Source organism: Acinetobacter sp. 22301 (genome assembly GCF_052045285.1).
GTDB lineage: Bacteria > Pseudomonadota > Gammaproteobacteria > Pseudomonadales > Moraxellaceae > Acinetobacter > Acinetobacter pittii.
This window is the reverse complement of record NZ_JBQEOR010000008.1, coordinates 68,553-91,199: the sequence shown is the minus strand read 5'-3', so window position 1 is coordinate 91,199 and position 22,647 is coordinate 68,553. Positions and strand designations below refer to the sequence as shown.

Genomic DNA, 22,647 nt, shown 5'->3' with positions numbered 1-22,647 from the left:
AATTACATAATGAGGAGATAGGCGATGGACAGCCTTACAACGGATAATGTTGAACAATTAACACTTGCAGAGCTTAGAGAGCTGCAAACGAAACGGTTAAAACAAACCCTGACTTTTGTATATGAAAATAGTCCGGTCTATAAGAAAAAGTTTGATGATGCAGGTGTACATCCTGATGACTTCGTGACTTTAGATGATCTGGCAAAGTTTCCATTTACCACCAAACAAGACTTAAGAGACAACTATCCGTTTGGGATGTTTGCCGTACCGCAAGAGCAAATTGTGCGTTTACATGCATCATCGGGTACAACGGGTAAACCGACGGTGGTGGGTTATACCCAAAAAGATATTAATACGTGGTCGGACATTGTTGCGCGTTGCTTACGCATGGCAGGTTTAACCGCGAAAGATATGGTTCAGGTGGCTTATGGCTATGGACTATTTACAGGTGGTTTAGGCGCACATTATGGTGCCGAGCGCTTAGGTGCAACGGTTATTCCAATGTCTGGCGGGCAAACTGAAAAGCAAGTTCAGCTTATTCAAGACTTTAAACCGACTGCAATTATGGTTACGCCATCGTATTGCGTGAGTATTATTGAAAAGCTCGAGCAACAATTTGGTACTGCACGTAATACCTCTTTAAAAGTCGGTATTTTTGGTGCCGAGCCATGGACTAATGAACTGCGCCGTGAAATTGAGGAACGCCTCAATATTAAAGCACTCGATATTTATGGTTTGTCTGAGGTAATGGGGCCGGGCGTTGCGATGCAGTGCTTGGGTGAGGGCGAGGGATTAACCATTTGGGAAGATCATTTCTACCCAGAAATTATTAACCCTGAAACAGGTGAAGTCTGTAAAGATGGCGAACTTGGCGAGCTCGTCTTTACCACCATTACCAAAGAAGGCTTACCGATTATTCGTTACCGTACTCGTGATTTGACCCGCTTACTACCGGGTGAAAATCTGGCTATGCGTAAGATGGATAAAATTGTGGGCCGTAGCGACGACATGCTGATTATTCGCGGTGTGAACGTTTTCCCGACTCAAATTGAAGAGCAAATTTTGCAAGTTCCACATTTAGTTCCAAATTATGAAATTTTGGTGACTAAAAAAGGCCATATGGATACTTTGCATATTCGTACAGAGATGTGTCATAACTGTACTATACAGGCCAATCAACTTGCTCAGGAGTTGATGAAACGCATTAAAACCATGATTGGGATTAGCGTTACTGTAGAAGTTGTGACAGAAGCGACCTTACCTCGTTCGGAAGGTAAGGCAAAGCGGGTAATCGATATGCGTCAGATTGCTTAACATCAAGATCATTCAGGGTATAGAATCTATACCCTGAAACTAAACGCCAAGACATGAGTATGAGTGCAAAAATACAGCAAATAATTGATTCTGTTGTAAAGAATGAAACCTTAAGTGGAACTTCGCTTATTTCGACAATTTTTGGAGATTCAGTACTTCATCGGGGTGGAAATATTAGTCTTGCAAGCCTGATTCAGTTATTAGAGCTGTTTGGTTTTAATGACCGCGCTGTAAGAACCTCTGTTTTTCGTTTAGTTAAAAATGATTGGTTATGTTCAGACAAAATCGGCAGAACCAGTTTTTATCGAATTACCGATTCGAGCCGTTCGACCTATTTGCAAGCCGAGCAACGTATTTATAACGACCAGATGAAAGAGTGGGACCATTATTGGGATCTTATTCTGATGTCTAGCCTCGACACTGAAAATAAAGCGTTGTTAAAGAAAGAACTCGAATGGTTAGGATTTGCCAATATTTCGACAAACTTAATGGCTTATCCGGGGTGTAACCGTATTGAACTGCAACGCTTGTTGGTTGACTTAAATATGAGTGAGCAAGTGGTAGTGTTTAAAGCCGAAACATTGCAGCTCTTTAATAACTCGGTCGATACCATTGGGCGTATGCTCAGAACCAACTGGCCCATCGATGAATTACGCCAAAGATATTTACAGTTTCTCGATATTTTTAGAGAAATTGGCGTGTTGCTCATGCAGGAAAACGAACAACTCGAACCAGTTCAGGCCTTTCAAATTCGAACTTTGCTGATTCATTATTATCGACGGATTTTATTGAAAGACCCTGCATTACCGCTTGAGTTGTTGCCAACTGACTGGCCTGCGATTAGTGCACGAACTTTATCAATGAATATTTATAAAAAAGTATTTGAACCTGCGGATGAATACTTCTTGTCTGTTGCCGCAACAGCAGAAGGACCAATGCCAAATGCCACAGCACATTATTGGCGCCGTTTCGGAGGTTTGGTGGCGACAAATGAGAGGTTAAATCATGCCTTGTTATAGTATTGACGGTGTTATTCCAGTCGTTAGCCCAGAGGCTTTTGTACACCCAACCGCTGTTTTAATTGGTGATGTGATTATTGAAGCGGGTGTATATGTAGGGCCATTTGCTTCATTGCGTGCCGATTTTGGTCGTATTCACATTAAGCAAAATGCCAATATACAAGATAACTGCACCGTACATGGCTTTCCGCAAAGCGTGACTTTAGTTGAGGAAATGGGGCACATTGGGCATGGGGCAATTTTGCATGGTTGCCGCATTGGAAAAAATGTTTTGGTTGGCATGAACAGCGTGATTTTGGACTATGCTGAAATTGGTGAAAACACCATTATTGGGGCAAATAGTCTGGTCAAAACCAAAGATGTTATTCCAGCAAATGTATTGGTAATGGGTAGTCCTGCCAAGGTTGCACGTGATTTATCAGAACAAGAAAAAAAGTGGAAAACCAGAGGCACGCAAGAATACATTGAGCTTGCACAGCGCTGCTTAAACTCAATGCAAGAAGTTCAGCCTTTAACATCAGAGGTGGATGACCGCCTGACCTATAAGGACTTTAGTTCTTCAAACTATCAGATTAAACAAGATAGTGTTTAACGGCTTTTAATCAGTCGATTTCAATACAGATAGATTCATAACATTTAGGGAATACTCGCACGAGTAGGGAGACGTTTGTGCAAAATATGGAAACTACAGCGGTTGATCAATTCGCGGAGTTATTGGGTGTACAAGTGCTACATCGCAGTTTTGATGAAGCGCGTTGTCAGCTTAATGTGAAAGACGAGCACATGAATGCCTTGGGCGGTGTGCATGGTGGGGTCATATTTTCTTTAGCCGATATTGCTTTTGCGATGGCTTGTAATGCAGGGGATGCGCCATATACTGGCCTACAGGCTGATATTCGCTATATGAGTGGTGCGAAAGATAGGGTGTTATTTGCAACGGCAACCAAAGTCGGGAGTAGTAAAAAATTCGCCCATTATGAAGTGTTGATAACAGATGGTCTGAATAATAGAGTCGCTTTGTTTACATCTACGTGTTACAGACTTGTGCCGTAATGTGCGGTTAGTTTGGTAGTTAGAGCTAGAGCAAAACTTAACTAGTACGACAGTTTGAGTCGTTCATATATTGATCAATTTAACAGCTTAGATATGATGTAAACTTCTTAACTATGGGGTTTTTATTATGTCGAAAAATTCAAAACAAACTTCTAATAAAGTTGCTAAATTGGCATCAGAAGTACTGCGAGATCCATCTTCCTCAGCAATTCAGAAAAAGTTAGCTGGATCAGCTTTATCTCAAACACATTCCACTAAACAAACGGGAAATAAAATGGAATCGGAAGCATCTAGAGTGCTAAAGAGCGACAAATATAATGACACGACTAAGACTTTAGCTGCTTCATTAGTATCGCAGTCTAATAAAGAAAGATAAATTATTTCACTGTAGTCAGGGGTATATAGAAAATTTAATCCCTGACTATTATATTAAGTTTAACTTAGCATAATGTTACTCAGTGTTAATCTACGTGCTTTATTAATATTCTCTTTTTTTTAACTTAAAAGACCATTTTCTATATGGTTAATTGTTCTTAGAACTAGTGAAGAATAAGCATCTGACTGAAAGACATAATCCCAAATATCTAAACAAATATTAAGAGTTTCACTATCCTCATCCTCGGTTGCTTCATCATAAAGACGTTGAATAACTTTTATTATTTCCGCATCTAATAAATTAGCATTACGAGACTCACTAGTATCGGTTGATTTGGTAGTTATATTGATAACTAGTGATAAAAGTGATGAACTATAAACATTGTAACTTTCAGCTGTGTTTTCAAAGTAACGAAATAAACTATATAGATTAAAATGAGCGGCTCTAGAGGTAGCAAATATTTTAAATAGCTCTACTGAATTAGTCTTATTCCAAAACCCATTATGTCCAGCGCAAGTACTAATTGAATGTAATGTATTTTTGTTGTTGTCATTAACTAATATCTCAAAAGAGGTTTGCAGTTTTTCTAAATTTTCATCACCGTGCCCATCACATAGTAGTTGTTTAACTACTGAGGTGCATCCTTCTTTTAGAACGCTGTTATCTTTAAAAATGATTTTAATTTCATCTTGAAAAAGGTCATAAAAGTACCAGCGAGCATAAATTTGACGTGCAGCCTCTTTACGTACATCTTGATATTCAGAACTTAGCATATTTAAAACAAGTGAAACCATAGCGTTCTGATATTTACCTTTAAATCCATTATTAAAAAAATAATGTGATTCATAACCACAAGTCATCCTCAAGTCTTTATTACACAAGTCTAGAAATTGAGTGAATGCAAAATCTTCATCGTAATTTAATAAAGGGGCCAATAACTCTAAAGCTGCCATATTTACAGCTGGGTGAGGGTCATTTATGGCTAAATTTACAAAATACTTATGAGATAAAGCATATTCTTTATCATTCCAAAAGAGATCTGCAATAGCCGAATAAGCTTTACCTCTTACACAATTAATTGTATTACCTCTAAGCTCCTCAGCTGAAATTACTTTAGGATCATTTCCTTTTTCAGAGTTATATATATTAAGCTGACCTTGTATTGGATCCTTTGAATTTATTGCTAAAAATTCAATTTTTTCAATATATTGGGTGGATAATATTTTTATACGAGTAGCTAATAAATCAACTAAGGCGTGACCATCATCTGTTAGAGAAAAGTGGGCTAATACTTCCTCAATTAATTCAATAGGAGGGGGTTGCCAACTATCACGATATTGTTCAGTAACATTCGATAAGCTGGAATCACGTATGCCTCGAAAGAAGGCTTCAATATATTGACTATCTATATTTTTAGGTAAGGATAAGGCTAATTGGCAAAATCGAACGGGCTGATTCTTTGTGGCAGTACTTAAGTCATTAGAAAATTGATTTATACTTGCTTCTGCCAGAGTATTTCTATTAATACGTTTCAATCTAAATGAATTAAAGTGTGTAGCAGGTTTGAGAATTAAATCGATCCAGGCTTTATCTGAAAGTTGGTTAGCCTCACGTATAGGAGAGCTGACCCAACCACTCTTTGTTTCATAAAATTTACAAAAATCTGTTGATCTAGTTTGAGCAAACTTACGATTAAGTACTTGAATCATTTGTTTTGATTCTAGAGAGAGTCTTCTTTTATCAAGTTTTGGTAGTAGGAAGTACTGAGTCTCACCCCAGTAGTGAAGAAAATGTCCTCTTTTCCTATACTTTATTTGTCTTTTTACCTCTTCATAATCAAATGAAGAAAAAAAGAAAATTTTATTTTCTAATTTATGAAATAAAGTTTCTGAACAGGAAGGAGAAAATTTTTCTATTATTTTTCCTGATAATATCCATGCTGGCTCTCTGTAAGTATTTCCACACTTAAAACGTACTTCAGGATTAGATAAAAGCCATTCGATAACAAAATCTGAATAATCTAATGATAAATGTATAATAATTCTTGCAAATATATGGTTGAATACCAAATTTTGGCTGCTAGTGTAAATATGAGTTAATTCAAATAAAAGATTGGAATGTTCACTTAATTTTTCTGCCGACTTTTCAAGTAATTTAATTATTCCATCAATTAAACCAGCTACAGGATTGGTATTATATTTATTATTTTTAGATAGCCATTGGTAATGTTGCTCCTCATTATTATCGCTACTTAAGAGATTATTTAAGTGATCAAGTAATTTCTGAAGAATATTTTGAGGAATTGTATCAGCGAGAGTAATAATTTCATCTAGTTCGATACTTGACCAGTTATCTTTATTAGAGAATTTGGGTTTATTAGAACGTTCTTTCGAATAGTAGTCGATCTCTATAATATCTTTATAATGGTCCAACATTAATTCAATAAGATCTAAGGCTCTTAAAGGACTTCTTCTAGAAAGCTCTTTCCAGTTGATAAAATTGACATAACAACCTGATAGTATAAGCTGTTTTCGCACTTCAAACATTTCTGCTGAGTCATTTGCTATTTCCCAGCATAAGGTATTATAGACATATCTATCCCATTGTTCAGACTTCCCTATAAATGGTTTCATTTCAGATAGAACAAGATCTGGGGAATAGTCTGCAATTGATCTAAGTAATCTTAGAGTAATATCCAGTAGCTCTGGATCCTGACTATTTAACCAGTCATTCAAATATTTTTTTTCTGAAAGATAAGATAAAATTGCTACATTCTCATAACAGCTATTATTTAAGAATTTAATAAATAAGTTAGGTTCAGAAATAATTGCATCAATTAATTGTTTAGCTGGTTTTTTTAAATCTTTTATATTTTTTAGTGAATTAAGAGCTAAATACTTTAAATGAAATCTTATATGTTCATTAAAAATTATTGCTCTAATACTATTGCAGAATAGGGTTTGGTCTGTTTCAAGTAAAAGATTGAGAGCATATTTTAAATGCTCGCGCTTAGTTAAAGTTTGTTCGCTACGGTTTCCAAGCATTTGAATTAGATTTTCGGAAGACGTTATAGCCTCATTAAATAGCTTAAGGCCAATTTGATAATCATAAAGAGCCTGATGTCTGAAACTGATTCTAGTGTTTTGTTTGGATAATAGTCCTACTGAAATTAAAGCATGTAATGTATTTTGATTGCCTAAAGGTAAGGTATTTTCATTCACATTTAGACGTGAGTTACGAGACATTTGCTCAACAATAATATCGATAAGTTTTATCGCATCTTGTTTGGAAATATGGTGACTATATTCCAAGAGACCTAAACGGTTCTCTCTAAATAGCCGTACTAATTCTAACTTATTTGTAAACTGGGGAGCGGACTGGATTCTTTCTGCAATTGTTAAATAGATATTAAGCCATAAAGGAATCTGAAGAGTTTTCTTTTTTTCTTCAGTCAGAGAATTATAAACCTCATAATTTTTAATGAGATTACTGACTATTGATTCATCTAATTTGGAAATACTAATTTTATTAAGGTGACTGGTCAGACTGCTGATCCAACTTGAAAGGGCTGCATCCTCCTGTACATCAAAATCTCTACAAGCAAGAACAATACTAATTTGAATTTTTTCTTGGCGTAAGCTAAGAAGCTGTCTTACTAGTTGACGACATATTTCTAAGGCATTACTTGAATGCGATCCTGTCCACCGTATCGCATCTAATTGATCTAAAATAATAACTACTTTCTGATTTTTTGAAAAATTCTTTAAACAGCTAATAGGGGAAGAAGGAAAGCCCAGATCTTGTCCAAATTGGTCTATATTATTTTCAGGATGCTTTCTATCCAGTCTTATGGGAATACTAATGATATTTTGTTCTTGTAACTGGTGGTGTAGGTTCAGTAAGAGAACACTTTTACCCATACCAGCTTCTGCTTTAATAAGAGTGACGGCTTTTTCGTTTACAGATTCAATAATTTCATTAATTTCTGGGCGTGGAATTACATTGTGTGTAATCAAATGAGGTTCAATAGAATTAGCAAATTCTTCTGAAAGTTGTCTTATAACAGTTGTGATTCTTTCATCATTAGGAATAATTTTGAAAGTAAAGCCGTGAGTATTTAGATCATTCAATAGTTGAGAAGCTGTAATTTTTTGTCTAAGTCTATTAAAGCCAACTGGATAGGTCTTTAGAAAATTGATTACATTAATAGGTTGATCAAAAAAAAGTATAGAAGCTTTATCTATTAGCTCATTCCGTTGATAGGTATCTTCGGAGTAACTGGTCACTACAAATTTTTGAAGAAAACTGATTGCACGTTCCAAATGACTATCTTGTTGAATATCTAAACCAAGATATGTACATAGTTGGGAAAAATCCTTTTGTCTTTCTACACTAGAGTTAATTTGGTAAGTTAAAAAATCTTTTGGTATACCATTGTAATTCAATGCAATTAAACGTAAGTCTGACATTAGTTTACAAGTTAAAGGAGAAACAAGATTAAACTCTTCAGTGCCTTGTTCGATCTGGAACTTTGCATTTTTTAATATACTTGTACTATTTAAGGCTGAAAGCGTCCAAAATTCATTACTTCCATTTCCCGCTTTGCATTGATGATGTTCTGTTTTACCATCAAGACGTCCAATAATGACATCAACACCTACTTCATCAGTACCTATAGGTTCTACAGTGACATAAGCAATTTTTTCTTCAAGAAGTCTTATGAATTGATAGGCAATCCAGTTTGTTTCAAAATAATTGCCTAGTTTCTCAGCAAAACCACCTGCTTCTAATGCCACGTGTAGAACCTTATTTTTACTCTAGTATTCAGTAATATATAACAATTTTTAGTCATAGCAATACTTTGTCCCATCACTCATTAACCTTTTCCGCTTAGTAAAATTTTTTACATATCAATAACCATCTTTTGGTGGGAATTTTTAGAATCTAATTGAGAACCTCATCGTTGGCATGAGATGGGTTATTTGAATATCTGTCTGAAAGTTCAATAGAGAACACCCTTTACAACCCCCACTTAACAATAACTCACTCATTATTTAGCCTTACTTTTCTAATGATTTAATTTAAAACAAATGGCATTTTGCGTGCTTGACTGCAATAGGACAGGGCACTATCCTTTGCCTGCTGGCCTACATTGCCAGACGGTCGTCGCGGACCGTGATGAAAGATCGCATCAGAGTTATTCCGTCTGAGGGATAGTCTTATGCGTGAACTCCTCGTCTCCTCCCGTTGCGGTAGGACGGGAGAGGGACACCTTCGGGTGTGCTGGTTATATCTTTCACCAGTCCGCGAACCCTTTCTCGTTCTGCCACCATAATTCTATAAATGTCTGGCAGAACTCCCAATAAAAAGGAGTTGGCTTTGCACATCCATTATTTCTTGGCACCGAGTGCCAAAAGCTATAACGACACAGCTTAAAAATTTAAAGCAGCTTGAATGCCCTAAGGTTTTCAGGCTTAAAGTCATTTTTACTTAAAACTTAGCAACAACAAATTTGAGATGTGCCAAGCACAGTCTTTACGGCTTTGCTGTGCCTTTTTTCTCCCAAAAAGGGCACAGGCTTTTTATCTCATTTACAAACAACAAGAATTTATAACGGTAAAACTATGCCAAAGTTAGTGCTTTCTTCCCGTGCCATACAAGTCATCAACAAGTCGATTGATTTATTTCACCATCGTGGCTTTCATACCGTTGGGGTAGATCGAATCGTGAAAGAATGCAAAGTTACCAAAGCGACTTTTTATAACTTTTTTCATTCAAAAGAGCGGTTTATTGAAATCTGTCTAATCGTACAAAAAGAACGTTTAAAAGAAAAAGTGGTCTCAATTGTTGAGTATGCCCAAAGCACAAGCGCGGCCAATAAACTCAAACAGCTTTATTTCTTACATACCGATGTAGAGGGGATGTATTACCTATTATTTAAAGCAATTTTTGAAACGAAACTGAGTTATCCAAAAGCCTATATAACCGCGGTGAGATATCGCACATGGCTACTGAATGAAATCTATAGCCAGCTTATAAAACTAAAAACCGATGCGACTTTTCAGGATGCCAAACTATTTTTATATATGATTGAGGGCGCAATCATTCAGCTTTTAAGTTCAGATGGGGCAATTGATCGGGAAAAGATGTTGGATTGTTTTTTTATGCAGTTTAGGTAGGTGATGTAAAATGCTGGGCTGATAACAAAAAATATTAGACCGGTCGTCTACTAATCTATATAGTGAGGCCTTACTTTGTTGACCTTCTAGTTTAAAAGAGAAAATTAATGTCTATTATTCTTCATCATTTAAATGCTTCACGCTCATTTCGCATTCTGTGGTTACTTGAAGAAATTAATCAACCTTATGAATTAAAAAGTTATTTTCGAGATAAAACTACAAATCTTGCACCTCAAGAATTAAAAAATATTCATCCCTTAGGAAAATCGCCTGTGATTGAACTTAATGGAAAAGTAATTGCTGAATCAGGTGCCATTGTAGAAATTTTGATTGAAAAGTTTGCTCCTCAACTTATGCCCGCAAAAGATTCAGACAGTTATCTTGATTATTTACAATGGGTTCATTTTTCAGAAAGTTCGGCTATGGTTCCATATTTATTAAATATTTTTAATTCGATTGAGTTAAAAAATGGCACTCAATTAAAGTTCTTGGATCAATATGCGCATACTGAGTTGGATAAAGTATTTTCATATTTAGATCAACAATTAGTTGGCAAAAAATTCTTAGTAGGGGATTGCTTAACGGGTGCAGATTTTATGATTGGTTTCGTAGTCTATGGTCTAATTAATTCTTTAAATATTCGATCAAAATATCTCAATATTGAGCAATATGTACAAGGTCTCGAAAACCTAGAAAGTTGGAAAAAAGCCATGTCTATTGAACAAAATCTTCATCAACAGACCAATGTCTAAAACGTAATGGCCTTAAGCACTTAAAAATAGAATTGATTTCCCAAGTTGAGAAATCAATTCAGCAATTTAGATCCCTTCAACAAAACTCACCATGACATCACAGCAGCCTTGGCGTTTACTTTTGGCAAGCTGATATTCAGGTGAAAAATAACATTCACGTGCAGTTTCCATATCTGGAAATTCAATGACCACGTGACGTTCAAACTCTTGTCCCTCTAAAACTTCTGAGGCACCACCACGCGCAAGAAACTTGGCACCATACTTTTGAAAAGCTTGCGGAGCAGTGGCCATATATTGTTTATATTGTTCCATATCATGAATGGTGACATGAGCAATCCAGTAAGCAGACATATCGTATTTCCCTATAATTCATTCAATAAAGGTTTATTTACCTTTTCCTAAAATTTGTGATTTCATGCATCTAAAATATTTTTTGCGACAGCAGCAGCTTCGGCAATATGTTCAGCAACCGCTTGTTTTGCCTTTTCAGGGTCTTTGTGAAGGTAGATAGCTTCACACATATTTTTAATACGTTGATAACCTGAAATTTCACGCTTTGTCGATTTCATAGTCATGGCACGAAGACGGCTAATTCGGCCATTTAAGCGTTGCACCACTTCCCACGCAATATGATGGTTTGCTGTAGTAAAGATGGTTTGATAAAGCTGGGTTGAGGTCGCAATAATCAGATTGATGTCATCGGCAGCAAAAGCAGCTTTAAGATCTTCTAATAGAAGCTTTAATTTTTCAGCAGTTTTTTCATCGAGGTTTTTAGTGCAGTCAACCACAGCACTTTGCTCTAACAAAAGTCGAATTTCATAAATCTGTGAAGCGATGTCCCAGTTAAGTAGCGAAACAATAGGGCCTTTATTGGGCAAAATCTCAACTAAACCTTCTGCTTCCAAATAACGAATCACTTCGCGAACCACAGAACGGCTCACGCCAAGTTCTTCACATAACGTTCTTTCAACCAGTCTTTTTCCCGAAGGGAAATAGCCTGTAATAATGGCATTGCGCACTTTATCTAAACACAGCTCTCGTAATGTTACGGGTGGGTTTTCAATTTTAAGATTCATAAATAATTAAATTTTCCTGTTTTTTAACATGTTGAGTTTCATCACATGTTTTTCAATAAAAATTAGCATAGCAAACTCTTGCTTTTTTTTCAGTATGTATTATGGTATACCATAATACGAATGACAAGATAATTTACTTGCAAGGAAGAGCAATGGAACTCATACGCAAAACAGTGCTTCATGTAGAAACCACTTATGTAGATGGCGGCAAAGAAGCCGCAAAGCCTTTAAAAATGGTGGCAGCCGCAGCGGTCATTAAAAACCCGTGGGCAGGGCAAGGTTATGTAGAAAACCTAACACCGGAAATTCGCCGCATTGCGCCGATCTTAAGCGAGCATTTAACCAAGCTTATTCTTGATGAAGTGGGTTCTGGTGAAGCTGTTGAAGCTTTTGGTAAAAGTGCAGTAGTTGGCTTAAATGGAGAACTTGAACATGCATCGGCTTTAATCCACACCTTACATTTTGGTAATACTTACCGTAGTGCTGTTGGTGCGAAATCTTATTTGGCATTTAACAATACCCGTGGCCCAGCAAATGCGCCGATTTTAATTCCAATGATGGATAAAAATGACGAAGGCCGCCGTTCTCATTACTTAACATTGCAATTTGCAATTCCAGATGCACCTGCTGCCGATGAGCTGGTTGTTGTGATTGGTGCAGCAACAGGTGGTCGACCACATCATCGTATTGGTGATCGTTATAAAGATTTGGAAGAGTTAGGTCATGATGTCAAAAACCCTGCAGCTGTCAAATAACCGTATTGCTCACTATTTTGAGCAAGGCGAAGGAGAGCCTCTGGTTCTGATCCATGGAGTGGGAATGCAAGCTGCGGCATGGTATCCACAAATTGAATATTTTTCTAAACATTATCATGTAATTTCAGTGGATATGCCGGGACATGGTCAAAGCACCAAATTATCGGCAGAAGCAAAATTACAAGATTTTGTTGAATGGACCATCGAATTTATTACAGCCTTAAATCTAGGACCTGTAAATTTAGCAGGACATTCAATGGGATCACTGATTACGACAGGAGTTAGCGTTACCCGTCCTGATTTGGTTAAACGGATGGCAGTGCTCAATGGTGTATATAAACGTACAACACAAGCACGTAATGCAGTTATCCAAAGAGCTGAAGAGTTAAAAACAGGCCGTATTGATGTCGAGACTCCGCTACAGCGCTGGTTTGGCGAAAGCGAAGTCGAGCGTATAGCAGCAGCCAAAGTAAAAACTTGGCTCGAAAATGTCGACTTGTCTGGTTATACCACTGCATATTCTGCTTTTGCGCAAGGCGATGAAACCTATGCAGATGACTGGTCAAAGATCACTTGTCCTGCTTTGGTGTTGACCGGAACGGATGATCCGAATTCAACTGCAGAAATGGCTGTGCAAATGGCAAAACAGGCAAAGCATGGCACTGCAATTGTCATTGAAAATGAACGTCACATGGTGAACTTAACTGCACCTGACAAAGTGAATAATGCAATGCAAGCGTGGTTGGAAACCAGCGTTTAATTTGCCACACATTGCTGAAGGAATATAACAATGAGTGAAATGGATACTATCAATAAAATGCGTGAACTTCGTGATGCTTTCGGGTCATTTATGACAGGCGTTACGGTGGTCACAACCTGTAAAGAAGATGGAACACCACTTGGCTTTACAGCGAACTCTTTTGCTTCGGTGTCTTTGGACCCAGCTTTACTTCTAGTGAGTATTGCCAAGACATCAAGCAATTATCATAACTTTGCAAATACCACTCATTTTGCAATCAATATTTTGGCAGAAGAGCAAAAAGATGTTTCGAATACTTTTGCTCGTCCAAGCGAAGACCGTTTTGCAAATCTTTCATGGACAAAAAGTGCTTGCCAAAACCCACTCATCAATCATGTCAGTGCATGGTTTGACTGTACAACCTACCAAGTTGTTGATGCAGGTGACCACGCTATTTTAATCGGTAAAGTTGAAGATTTTGCTTCGACAGGTTTTGCAGGTCTTGGTTATTATCGTGGTGGATATTTCACACCAGCCAAACTTTCTGCCGAGGTGATCTCTGGTCCTAAAGTGGTGATGAGTGCAATTATTGGTCATGAAAATACCATTTTGCTTGAAGAAACTGCCGATCATAAATGGACTATTCCGCATGTCATGGTCGATAAAGACGGTGCCGATAAAGCGCTTGAGAAAATCTTTGCACAATATCAGCCAGATGCTTCTGCCAACTTCATTTACTCTGTATATGAAAACGTTGAAAACCAGCAGCAATATATTTCATTTTTATGCAACACACCCGTAGCTCAAGCCACTAAAGGTCAGTTTGTCGATTTAAATGACCTTGAGAAGTTAGAGTTTGTAGACAGCGCTTTAGAAAGTATGTTGATGCGCTATCGCAAAGAAAACCATTTGAAAACTTATGGTGTTTATTACGGAAATCAGACAACAGGTACAGTTCGTCAAATCGTTAAAGAGGAAGTTTAATCATGCGTTTTTCATTATTTGTGCATATGGAACGTGTTTCTGATCAGCAAACCCAGAAGCAGCTTTATGATGAAATGATTGAGCTTTGTCAAATTGCAGACCGTGGTGGTATGCATGCGGTATGGACAGGCGAACACCATGCCATGAACTTTACCATTGCACCAAACCCATTTTTAAATCTGGTCGATTTAGCCAATAAAACCAAAAATGTTCGTTTAGGTACAGGCACGGTGGTAGCGCCATTCTGGCATCCGATTAAACTTGCAGGTGAAGCTGCAATGACCGACATTATTACCAACGGCCGTTTAGATATTGGTATTGCTCGTGGTGCTTATTCGTTTGAATATGAACGTATGGTTCCGGGCATGGATGCATGGAGTGCAGGTCAGCGTTTACGTGAAATGATTCCCGCAATTAAAAACCTTTGGAAAGGCGATTATGAGCATAACGGTGAATTTTGGCAGTTTCCAAAAACCACCTCAGCACCTCAACCGCTTCAACAACCGCATCCACCAATTTGGGTTGCTGCCCGTGATCCTAATAGCCACGAATTTGCTGTGCAAAATGGCTGTAATGTACAGGTAACGCCTTTGCATTTAGGTGACGAAGAAGTTGAAAAACTCATGGGACATTTCAATGCAGCTTGTGAAAAGTTCAATGAAATTCAGCGCCCTGAAATTATGTTGCTCCGCCATACCTATGTGGCAGATAGTGAGGAAGATGCTCAACTGGCAGCAGATGAAATCAATACTTTCTATAACTACTTCGGCGCTTGGTTTAAAAATGAGCGTGAAATTAACCAAGGTTTAATTGCACCTTTAAGTGTTGAAGAAATTGCTGCACATCCTTTTTATACACCAGAAGCGATGCGTAAAAATAATGTGATTGGACAAGCCCAAGAAGTCATTGACCGCTTAAAAGCTTATGAAGCAATGGGCTATAACGAATATTCTTTCTGGATTGATACGGGCATGAGCTTTGAACGCAAAAAAGCCTCATTAGAACGTATGATCAATGAAGTTATGCCGGCATTTGCATAGAGGCGAATATCATGACAGCAGATTTTCAGCTTTATATTAATGGTCAGTTTGAATCTGGTGCAGCAACATTTGAAAGTATTAATCCTGCAACAGGTGAAGTCTGGGCACAGATGCCGGAAGCTCGAACCGATGAAGTCAACCGAGCAGTTCAAGCGGCATCTCAGGCCTTAAAAGCACCAGCTTGGGCAGGTTTAACTGCCTCACAGCGTGGTAAATTGCTCTATAAACTGGCTGATTTAATTGAAAAAGCTGCACCGCAACTGGCTCAAATTGAAACCAGTGATACGGGCAAGATTATTCGTGAAACATCGAGTCAGATTGCCTATGTCGCTGAATATTATCGCTACTATGCAGGTATTGCCGACAAATTAGAGGGCAGTTTTCTACCGATTGATAAGGCAGACATGCAAGCATGGATTGTTCGTGAACCAGTAGGCGTGATTGCTGCAATTGTTCCTTGGAACAGTCAGTTATTTCTATCGGCAGTAAAGGTAGGGCCAGCTTTAGCGGCAGGTTGTACCGTTGTGCTAAAAGCATCTGAAGACGGCCCTGGACCATTATTGGCTTTTGCTAAATTGGTCCACGAAGCGGGTTTTCCGGCTGGAGTGGTCAATGTAATTACTGGTTTCGGGCCTGAATGTGGCGCCGTGCTGAGTAGTCATCCTGATGTTGCCCATGTTGCGTTTACAGGTGGTCCAGAAACGGCACGGCACATTGTGCGTAACTCGGCTGAAAATCTTGCAAAAGTTTCACTCGAATTAGGTGGCAAATCACCATTTATTGTATTTGCTGATGCAGATATTCAAAGTGCGGTAAATGCTCAGGTCGCTGCTATTTTTGCGGCCACTGGGCAAAGTTGTGTTGCGGGTTCACGCTTACTGGTTGAAGAAAGCATTAAAGATGAATTTGTTCAGCGTTTGGTTGAGCGTGTACAAACTATAAAAATTGGTTTACCTCATGAAATGGCAACTGAGTTTGGACCACTTTGTACCTTACGCCAACGCCAAAAAATCGAGCAAGTCGTTGCAAGTTCAATCCAGCAAGGTGCAAAACTGCTTACTGGTGGTAAAAGTCTTGAGCGAGCAGGTTATTACTATCCACCGACCATTTTAGATTGCACCGATGCACCTCAAGCAGATTGCATTACCACTGAACTATTTGGTCCGGTGTTATCGGTAGATAGTTTCAAAGATGAAGCGGAAGCTGTGCAAAAAGCCAATAGTACGCCTTACGGGTTGGCAGCAGGCGTTTTTACCACCAATTTAAGCCGTGCTCACCGCATGACGAAAGTCATTGGGTCGGGAATTGTTTGGCTCAATACTTACCGTGCTGTTTCTCCACTTGCACCTTTCGGTGGACATGGGCTTTCGGGACATGGTCGGGAAGGTGGCGCAAATGCGGTTCTAGATTATACCGCCACCAAAACAGTTTGGTTACGTACCTCAGATGAGCCAATTGATGACCCATTTGTCATGAGATAAATCATGACTTGAGGTATGAAAATATAACGGGATTTTAATTTCAAGGATGAAAAAATGAATCAGTCAAACTCAGTAATCGCCTAAAGCTTTAAATAGTTGAAAACGTAAAACTAGATGTATCGATGCTTAATCAAGTATTGATCGGACTGGCTTTACCTTTTTCTTGGCTAAAACAACACAAACAGAGTTATGAGCTGTTTGTAAAAGGAAATAAAAAGATGAAGCCGAGTCATATAGAAATGACTTTGGCTGGGCAGATTTTTTGATGTTGAGGAAATGAATTCCTCAAAGAGAGATTAAGGATATGAGCCAAAACGAAAATAGCAATAATGCTTTCGCTATCGAAAGTCATTCCATTGATTATGTTGCTCCCTCTGAACGTAATGGAAAAGTTCGCGATCTATTCACATTATGGTTTTGTACCAATATTGCACCGCTTGCCGTGATTACGGGTGCAATGTCAATTTTAACCTTTAACCTCAATATTGTAAGTGCATTGCTTGCGATCTGCTGCGGACATTTTTTTGGCGCAGCGATTCTAGCCTTAACCTCTGCACAAGGCCCGCAGGTCGGCATTCCTCAAATGATTCAGAGCCGCGCACAGTTCGGGCGTTATGGGGCATTGCTGGTTGTACTGTTTACCACCCTCATTTATTTAGGTTTTTTCATCTCTAACATTATTTTGTCAGGCAAAACCCTTCATACCGTTGTTCCTGCCATTCCTGTGCCGACCGCAACCGTGATTGGTGCGATTGCAGCAACCACAATTGGCGTGATCGGTTATCACTTTATTCATAAGTTCAATAAAATTGGAACTTGGTTTATGGGTGGTTCGTTGCTCATTGGCCTCATGATTATGGTGCCGCATATTAATGCAGATGTACTTGCTAAAGGCTCTTTCAATATGAAAGGCTGGTTTGCCATGTTTGGTTTGTGTGCTGTATGGCAAATTAGTTTTTCACCTTATACCTCAGACTATTCACGATATTTACCGAAGTCGATTGGTATTTATAAGCCATTTATCTTTACCTATTTAGGCGCATCTTTAGGAACAATTTTTGCGATGGCATTTGGTACGATTGCGGTCAGTATTGGCTCAACCACAGATGCAATGGAAGCAGTAAAGTCAGGCACTGGGCTGTTCGGTTATGTTCTTATGATTTTGTTCTTATGCAATATCATTGGTCACAATGCCATGAACCTCTACGGTGCGGTTCTGTCTTGTATTACCTCTATTCAGACTTTTGCAGGGCAGTGGATGCCAAGCCGAAATATCCGAGTCGTGTTATCAATCATTGTATTAGTTCTTGCGACTTTAACGGCACTTTGGGCATCAAGTAACTTTATTAGTTTCTTCTTGAATGTGATTTTTGCCTTGTTATTTATTTTGGTGCCATGGGTGTCTATTAATTTACTAGATTTCTATGTCGTGAATAAAAAGTCTTATGACATTCAATCGATCTTTGCACGTGATGGTGGTATTTACGGCAAATTTAATGCAAAAGCGCTTACGGCTTATTTCATTGGGATTGCGGTACAAATTCCATTCTTAAAAAATGCGTTTTTCACAGGTGCACTGGCCGATGTAATTCCGGATGCGGATATTTCATGGGTGATTGGATTGGTGGTGAGTCTGGTGGTGTATTACGTCTTTAATCTAGGAAAGATTAAATGTTCTGCACCTGCATTAAACGCAAAATTACCTCAATAAGCATTGTAGTGAAAGGAATCCCACAATGAAAAAAAGCTATTTACAAGCGGCTCTAAGCACAGCATTGATGGCTGTAATCTATCCGAGTTACGCAGGTGTAAGTTTTGGAAATAGCGATGGTGAATATGGCAAGCTCACCTTATCAGGCTATGTTCGCGCTAACTATCAAGATAAACACTATGGAGAGTCAGTTTCTGATCAAAAAATTCGTTTCGATGCTGCGCAGTTAAAACTGGACTACGAGCATGGACCGTTATTTGGTCACGCGGAATATCGTTGTTATCAATATGACCGTCTATGTGATTTTTCTACGTTGATTGATGGTTATGTAGGGTACAAATTAAATAAAACTGATCAGGTGGTGGCAGGTGTTCAGCCGATTCCATTTGGACCGGGACGTTTTTGGGGTAATAGCCTATATGGAAGTATGAGCACAACCGCAGGTTTAGAAGATGTTCATAATCTTGGTTTGAATTATCACTTTGAATTGCCGACAGCAACTAAGTTTGATGTGGGGTATTTTGCGGTAGATGGTGGAAGCTACACAGGCTCTACCCAAGATTCAGGACGCTACACTGCAAACTATGTGAGTTCAGACGATCCGAATAAAACCGATTTGCAAGAAAAGAACATGTGGGTAGGCCGAGTGACTCAAGATATAAATCTTGGAATTAATGGATTAACCACACAGCTCGGTGGCTCATATTGGACATCGAATATTGAAAATAAAGCCACTTCGAGTGATGGGCGCCGTCATGCATGGGCACTTTTTGGTAAAGCCAATTATGGCAATTTTAATGTAACCCTTACTGGTGGTAAAAATGACGTAACTAATCAGGATCAGCTCAATCCTAATCAGTCACTCATGGGTTCCTACGACAGTGAATATTATGTAGCTAACAAAGGAACGTTCTATACGGCAGATGTGGGCTACTCTTTCAAAAATGTTAAGCAGATCGGAAACATTACGCCGTACTTTATGTACAGTCAGTACGACAAAGATCAGGACAATATGAAAGATTCGGTCCGTAATATTATTGGTGTGTCTATTGACCATAAACAGCTATCGTTGGTGGCTGAATACATCATGAGTAAAAATGACCCATTCATTGGGGGAACTCAAGATTCATTGGCAAAAGGGGATGATAACCAGTGGAATAAGTTGCTTAACTTAACGCTGTTTTATTATTTCTAAAGACATTTAAACATTCGGGCATACCGAAAATTTTTTTAAATTAATTTTTGGTATGCCATAATACAAAGTTGATGGTGAGCTATTTAATTTATGTATCGCTCCACTATCAATGCAGAAGATCTCAATAGGATAATGATCATGCAGCTTAATGAACTCGCTTTATTTCGTCAGCAAGCCTTTGTTGCTGGAAAGTGGTGCGATGCAGACCATCAACAAACATCCGAAATTTTAAATCCGGCGACACTAGAGATTATTGGTACTGTCCCAAATATGGGCAAAGCTGAAGCTGAACGTGCCATTGAAGCTGCAAAAGAAGCTTGGCCGCTATGGAAAAATAAAACAGCAAAAGATCGATCAATTATTTTAAAAAAATGGTTCGATTTAATCATTTCAAATGCAGATGAATTGGCTTTTATTTTAACGAGTGAGCAAGGAAAGCCTTTAGCTGAAGCCAAAGGTGAAATTTTATATGCTGCCAGTTTTATTGAATGGTTTGCCGAAGAAGCAAAACGAGTGTATGGCGATATTATTCCAAGCCCATATCCCGATGCTCGTATTGTCGTAAATAAACAGCCTATTGGTGTCGTTGCAGCCATTACGCCGTGGAATTTTCCCGCTGCCATGATTACGCGTAAGGTTGCTCCAGCCTTGGCGGCAGGTTGTCCTTGTATTGTAAAACCGGCACCTGAAACACCTTTTACTGCTTTGGCTTTAGTGGACTTAGCTGTGCAAGCGGGTGTGCCTGCTGAAATTTTTAGTGTGATTACAGGCGATGCAGTTCATATTGGTGATGCGATTTTTGAAAGTGATGTTGTACGCAAGTTTACTTTTACGGGTTCAACACCAGTCGGCAAAATGCTGCTTGAGCGTTCAGCAAAAACCTTAAAAAAAGTTTCATTAGAGTTGGGTGGTAATGCACCATTTATTGTATTTGATGATGCCGATTTAGATGCAGCAATTGAGGGCGCGCTCATTGCTAAATTTAGAAATGCAGGGCAAACCTGTGTCTGCGTCAATCGATTTTTAGTGCAGGCAGGCATTTATGAAAAATTTATTGCTGCCTTAAGCCAAAAAATTCAAAACTTTAATATTGGTAATGGATTAGAAGCAGGGCATGACATTGGGCCATTAATTAATGCCAATGCGGTGAAAAAAGTTGAAGCTCATATTCAAGATGCATTAGATAAAAATGGTCGTCTTGTGGTTGGTGGTAAAAAGCATAAAGCGGGTGAATTGTTTTTTGAACCAACACTGATTGCAGATGTTACCGCTGATATGGATGTGGCAACCCAAGAAACGTTTGGTCCGCTAGCAGCTGTATTTAAATTTGAAAACGAGCAACAAGCAGTTGAAATGGCAAATGCAACTGAATTTGGTTTAGCCGCATATTGTTATACCAAAGATTTAGGCCGTGCTTGGCGAATGAGTGAACAGCTTGAGTATGGCATGGTCGGAATTAATAAAGGCCTTATTTCAAATGAAGTTGCGCCTTTTGGTGGAATTAAACAGTCGGGTTTGGGGCGTGAAGGTTCTAAATACGGTATTGAAGATTATCTGGAAATTAAATACACCTTGTTTGGAGGATTGAATATATGAGTAATGAAAAATTTGAAAAGGGTTTAGCAATCCGCAAACAAGTTCTTGGTGAAGAATATGTAAATAATTCAATCAACAATGCTGATGAGTTTAATCTTCCTCTTCAAGAACTAGTCACTGAATATTGCTGGGGAGCTGTTTGGGGGCGTGAAGAGTTAAGTAAGCCTGAGCGCAGTTTAATTAACTTGGCAATGATCTCAGCTTTAAATCGTCCGCATGAATTAAAACTACATGTTAAAGGTGCACTTCGAAATGGCGTACCTAAAGAGAAAATTCGTGAAGTGCTTTTGCAGGTTGCAATTTACTGTGGCGTGCCTGCTGCTGTAGATAGCTTTCGAATTGCTAAAGAGGCAATTAAAGAATTTGAATCTGAGCAATAAACATTGGCTTTGAATATTAAAAAAGGCCTTGTTCAAGTGGACGAGGCTTTTTTATTTTAAGCTTATTTGTTCAGCTCAGGGGGTAAATGTTGGGCCAAATAATCAATTGCAAGACGGGTTTTTAGCGGCATAAAAGGCAGTGTAGGCCATACCAAATGAATCGGAAAAGCAATGCTCGACATGGTTTCTAACACTTGTACGAGCTTACCTTCCTGTAATTCATTTTGAATGAGCCAATCGGGTAACCAAGCGATACCAGCCCCAGCAAGTGCTGCATTTTTAATAGCTTGTAAGTCATTTAAAAGAAGTTTTGCTTTGGGCTTAATTAATAAAGGTTCTGCATTTTCCTTTTGAAGTCGCCATTTCTGCATTTGACCAAAATGCGGATCGGCAATCGTCGCGTGGTGGTCTAAGTCTTCAATATTTTCTAATGGACCTGCTTTATTCAAATAGTCAGGTGAGGCACAAAGTAGCATTCGATGTTCACCAATCGGTTTGGCAACGAGCTGAGTGGTGTCAGGTAGTGAACCAATTCGGATGCATAAATCAAAACCTTCTTCGACCAAATCTACAGTTCGATCATTAAATGAAATTTCTAGCTGTAAGTCCGCATGCTGCTGAGCAAATTTAACCATGAGCGGGGTAGCAAAGAGTTGCCCGAACAGCACTGGCACAGACATTCGTAAACGGCCTGTTGCGTTTATTTTCCCTTGGTCTAACAGGGCCGCTGCATTTTGTATTTCACTTAACGCTCGGCGGCTATGCTCATAAAACAAAGTACCTTCATCAGTCATGCTGAGCGAACGTGTGGTTCTTTTAAATAAAGCAACGCCAAGCTGTTCTTCCAGCCGAGCAATATTTTTACTAATGGCTGAGCGAGTTAAATGCAATTGCTCGGCAGCTTTTACAAAACTTCCAGCTTCAACCACAGTCACAAATATAGATATTACACTTAGTTCATGTTGCATGATTGTTGCCTAAAAGGAACCAATATTAA

The 22,647-nt window shown here is 38.6% G+C and carries 21 protein-coding genes; 17 read left to right on the top strand and 4 right to left on the bottom strand.

Features of this window, described 5'->3' with window-relative positions; all coding sequences use genetic code 11:
* The first annotated feature begins 24 nt into the window (after positions 1–24).
* The 5 genes from paaK (at position 25) to ACTJJH_RS12990 (ending at position 3,762) form a co-directional block, all read left to right on the top strand.
* Positions 25–1,314: a phenylacetate--CoA ligase PaaK gene (paaK, locus tag ACTJJH_RS13010; RefSeq protein ID WP_000377864.1), complete on the top strand. Its 1,290-nt coding sequence runs from the start codon at positions 25–27 to the stop codon at positions 1,312–1,314.
* 53 nt (positions 1,315–1,367) lie between these two features.
* Positions 1,368–2,333 (top strand): phenylacetic acid degradation operon negative regulatory protein PaaX, encoded by a 966-nt coding sequence (gene paaX, locus ACTJJH_RS13005; RefSeq protein WP_000062822.1) that lies wholly within the window; start codon positions 1,368–1,370, stop codon positions 2,331–2,333.
* Positions 2,320–2,925, top strand: coding sequence for a DapH/DapD/GlmU-related protein (locus tag ACTJJH_RS13000; RefSeq protein WP_440601245.1), 606 nt, complete (start codon positions 2,320–2,322; stop codon positions 2,923–2,925). The genes paaX and ACTJJH_RS13000 overlap by 14 nt, the downstream gene beginning before the upstream one ends.
* A gap of 77 nt (positions 2,926–3,002) precedes the next feature.
* Positions 3,003–3,386, top strand: a complete 384-nt coding sequence (locus ACTJJH_RS12995; protein ID WP_416698894.1) for a PaaI family thioesterase — start codon at positions 3,003–3,005, stop codon at positions 3,384–3,386.
* A 127-nt stretch (positions 3,387–3,513) separates the two neighbouring features.
* The gene (locus ACTJJH_RS12990; protein WP_440601244.1) at positions 3,514–3,762 is read left to right on the top strand and encodes a hypothetical protein; all 249 of its coding nucleotides are present in this window, start codon (positions 3,514–3,516) and stop codon (positions 3,760–3,762) included.
* A gap of 119 nt (positions 3,763–3,881) precedes the next feature.
* On the opposite strand, the gene ACTJJH_RS12985 is transcribed toward ACTJJH_RS12990, so the two are convergent.
* Positions 3,882–8,558, bottom strand: a complete 4,677-nt coding sequence (locus ACTJJH_RS12985; protein WP_440601243.1) for a hypothetical protein — start codon at positions 8,556–8,558, stop codon at positions 3,882–3,884.
* 828 nt (positions 8,559–9,386) lie between these two features.
* Between ACTJJH_RS12985 and ACTJJH_RS12980 the strand changes: the two genes are divergently transcribed.
* Together ACTJJH_RS12980 and ACTJJH_RS12975 are read left to right on the top strand one after the other, a co-directional pair.
* Entirely contained in the window at positions 9,387–9,941 is a 555-nt protein-coding gene (locus tag ACTJJH_RS12980) for a TetR/AcrR family transcriptional regulator (protein ID WP_440601242.1), read from the top strand.
* A gap of 107 nt (positions 9,942–10,048) precedes the next feature.
* A complete protein-coding gene (locus tag ACTJJH_RS12975; protein WP_440601241.1) occupies positions 10,049–10,693 on the top strand; it encodes a glutathione S-transferase family protein in 645 nt (214 codons plus the stop codon).
* Positions 10,694–10,759: 66 nt separating this feature from the next.
* Here the strand turns inward: ACTJJH_RS12975 and ACTJJH_RS12970 are convergent, their stop codons facing one another.
* A complete protein-coding gene (locus ACTJJH_RS12970) occupies positions 10,760–11,044 on the bottom strand; it encodes a DUF1330 domain-containing protein (protein ID WP_001277471.1) in 285 nt (94 codons plus the stop codon).
* A gap of 62 nt (positions 11,045–11,106) precedes the next feature.
* Complete coding sequence (locus ACTJJH_RS12965) at positions 11,107–11,769, bottom strand: GntR family transcriptional regulator (RefSeq protein WP_001049494.1); 663 nt, start codon at positions 11,767–11,769, stop codon at positions 11,107–11,109.
* A 152-nt stretch (positions 11,770–11,921) separates the two neighbouring features.
* Here ACTJJH_RS12965 and ACTJJH_RS12960 point away from each other — a divergent pair, with 152 nt between their 5' ends.
* The 10 genes from ACTJJH_RS12960 to ACTJJH_RS12915 all read left to right on the top strand — a co-directional run bounded on the left by ACTJJH_RS12960 (position 11,922) and on the right by ACTJJH_RS12915 (position 21,650).
* A complete protein-coding gene (locus ACTJJH_RS12960; RefSeq protein WP_000420415.1) occupies positions 11,922–12,524 on the top strand; it encodes an amino acid synthesis family protein in 603 nt (200 codons plus the stop codon).
* The gene (locus ACTJJH_RS12955; RefSeq protein ID WP_262728809.1) at positions 12,493–13,284 is read left to right on the top strand and encodes an alpha/beta fold hydrolase; all 792 of its coding nucleotides are present in this window, start codon (positions 12,493–12,495) and stop codon (positions 13,282–13,284) included. Before ACTJJH_RS12960 ends, ACTJJH_RS12955 begins: the two co-directional genes overlap by 32 nt.
* 30 nt (positions 13,285–13,314) lie before the next feature.
* On the top strand, positions 13,315–14,247 hold the full coding sequence (gene tgnA / locus ACTJJH_RS12950; RefSeq protein WP_032028489.1) for a flavin-dependent trigonelline monooxygenase reductase component: 933 nt from the start codon (positions 13,315–13,317) through the stop codon (positions 14,245–14,247).
* A 2-nt stretch (positions 14,248–14,249) separates the two neighbouring features.
* Positions 14,250–15,287: a flavin-dependent trigonelline monooxygenase oxygenase component gene (tgnB, locus tag ACTJJH_RS12945; RefSeq protein ID WP_001212559.1), complete on the top strand. Its 1,038-nt coding sequence runs from the start codon at positions 14,250–14,252 to the stop codon at positions 15,285–15,287.
* Between the two features lie 11 nt (positions 15,288–15,298).
* The gene (gene tgnC, locus ACTJJH_RS12940; protein WP_057086185.1) at positions 15,299–16,768 is read left to right on the top strand and encodes a (Z)-2-((N-methylformamido)methylene)-5-hydroxybutyrolactone dehydrogenase; all 1,470 of its coding nucleotides are present in this window, start codon (positions 15,299–15,301) and stop codon (positions 16,766–16,768) included.
* A 122-nt stretch (positions 16,769–16,890) separates the two neighbouring features.
* Positions 16,891–17,034: a hypothetical protein gene (locus ACTJJH_RS12935; protein ID WP_081035520.1), complete on the top strand. Its 144-nt coding sequence runs from the start codon at positions 16,891–16,893 to the stop codon at positions 17,032–17,034.
* A 38-nt stretch (positions 17,035–17,072) separates the two neighbouring features.
* The gene (locus tag ACTJJH_RS12930; protein WP_000081163.1) at positions 17,073–18,479 is read left to right on the top strand and encodes a purine-cytosine permease family protein; all 1,407 of its coding nucleotides are present in this window, start codon (positions 17,073–17,075) and stop codon (positions 18,477–18,479) included.
* A 25-nt stretch (positions 18,480–18,504) separates the two neighbouring features.
* A complete protein-coding gene (locus ACTJJH_RS12925; RefSeq protein WP_320124652.1) occupies positions 18,505–19,674 on the top strand; it encodes a hypothetical protein in 1,170 nt (389 codons plus the stop codon).
* A 138-nt stretch (positions 19,675–19,812) separates the two neighbouring features.
* A complete protein-coding gene (locus ACTJJH_RS12920) occupies positions 19,813–21,270 on the top strand; it encodes an NAD-dependent succinate-semialdehyde dehydrogenase (RefSeq protein ID WP_440601240.1) in 1,458 nt (485 codons plus the stop codon).
* A complete protein-coding gene (locus ACTJJH_RS12915; protein ID WP_000064100.1) occupies positions 21,267–21,650 on the top strand; it encodes a carboxymuconolactone decarboxylase family protein in 384 nt (127 codons plus the stop codon). The genes ACTJJH_RS12920 and ACTJJH_RS12915 overlap by 4 nt, the downstream gene beginning before the upstream one ends.
* A gap of 62 nt (positions 21,651–21,712) precedes the next feature.
* Here ACTJJH_RS12915 and ACTJJH_RS12910 read toward each other — a convergent pair whose 3' ends face one another.
* On the bottom strand, positions 21,713–22,618 hold the full coding sequence (locus tag ACTJJH_RS12910; RefSeq protein WP_440601239.1) for a LysR family transcriptional regulator: 906 nt from the start codon (positions 22,616–22,618) through the stop codon (positions 21,713–21,715).
* Between the last annotated feature and the right edge of the window lie 29 nt (positions 22,619–22,647).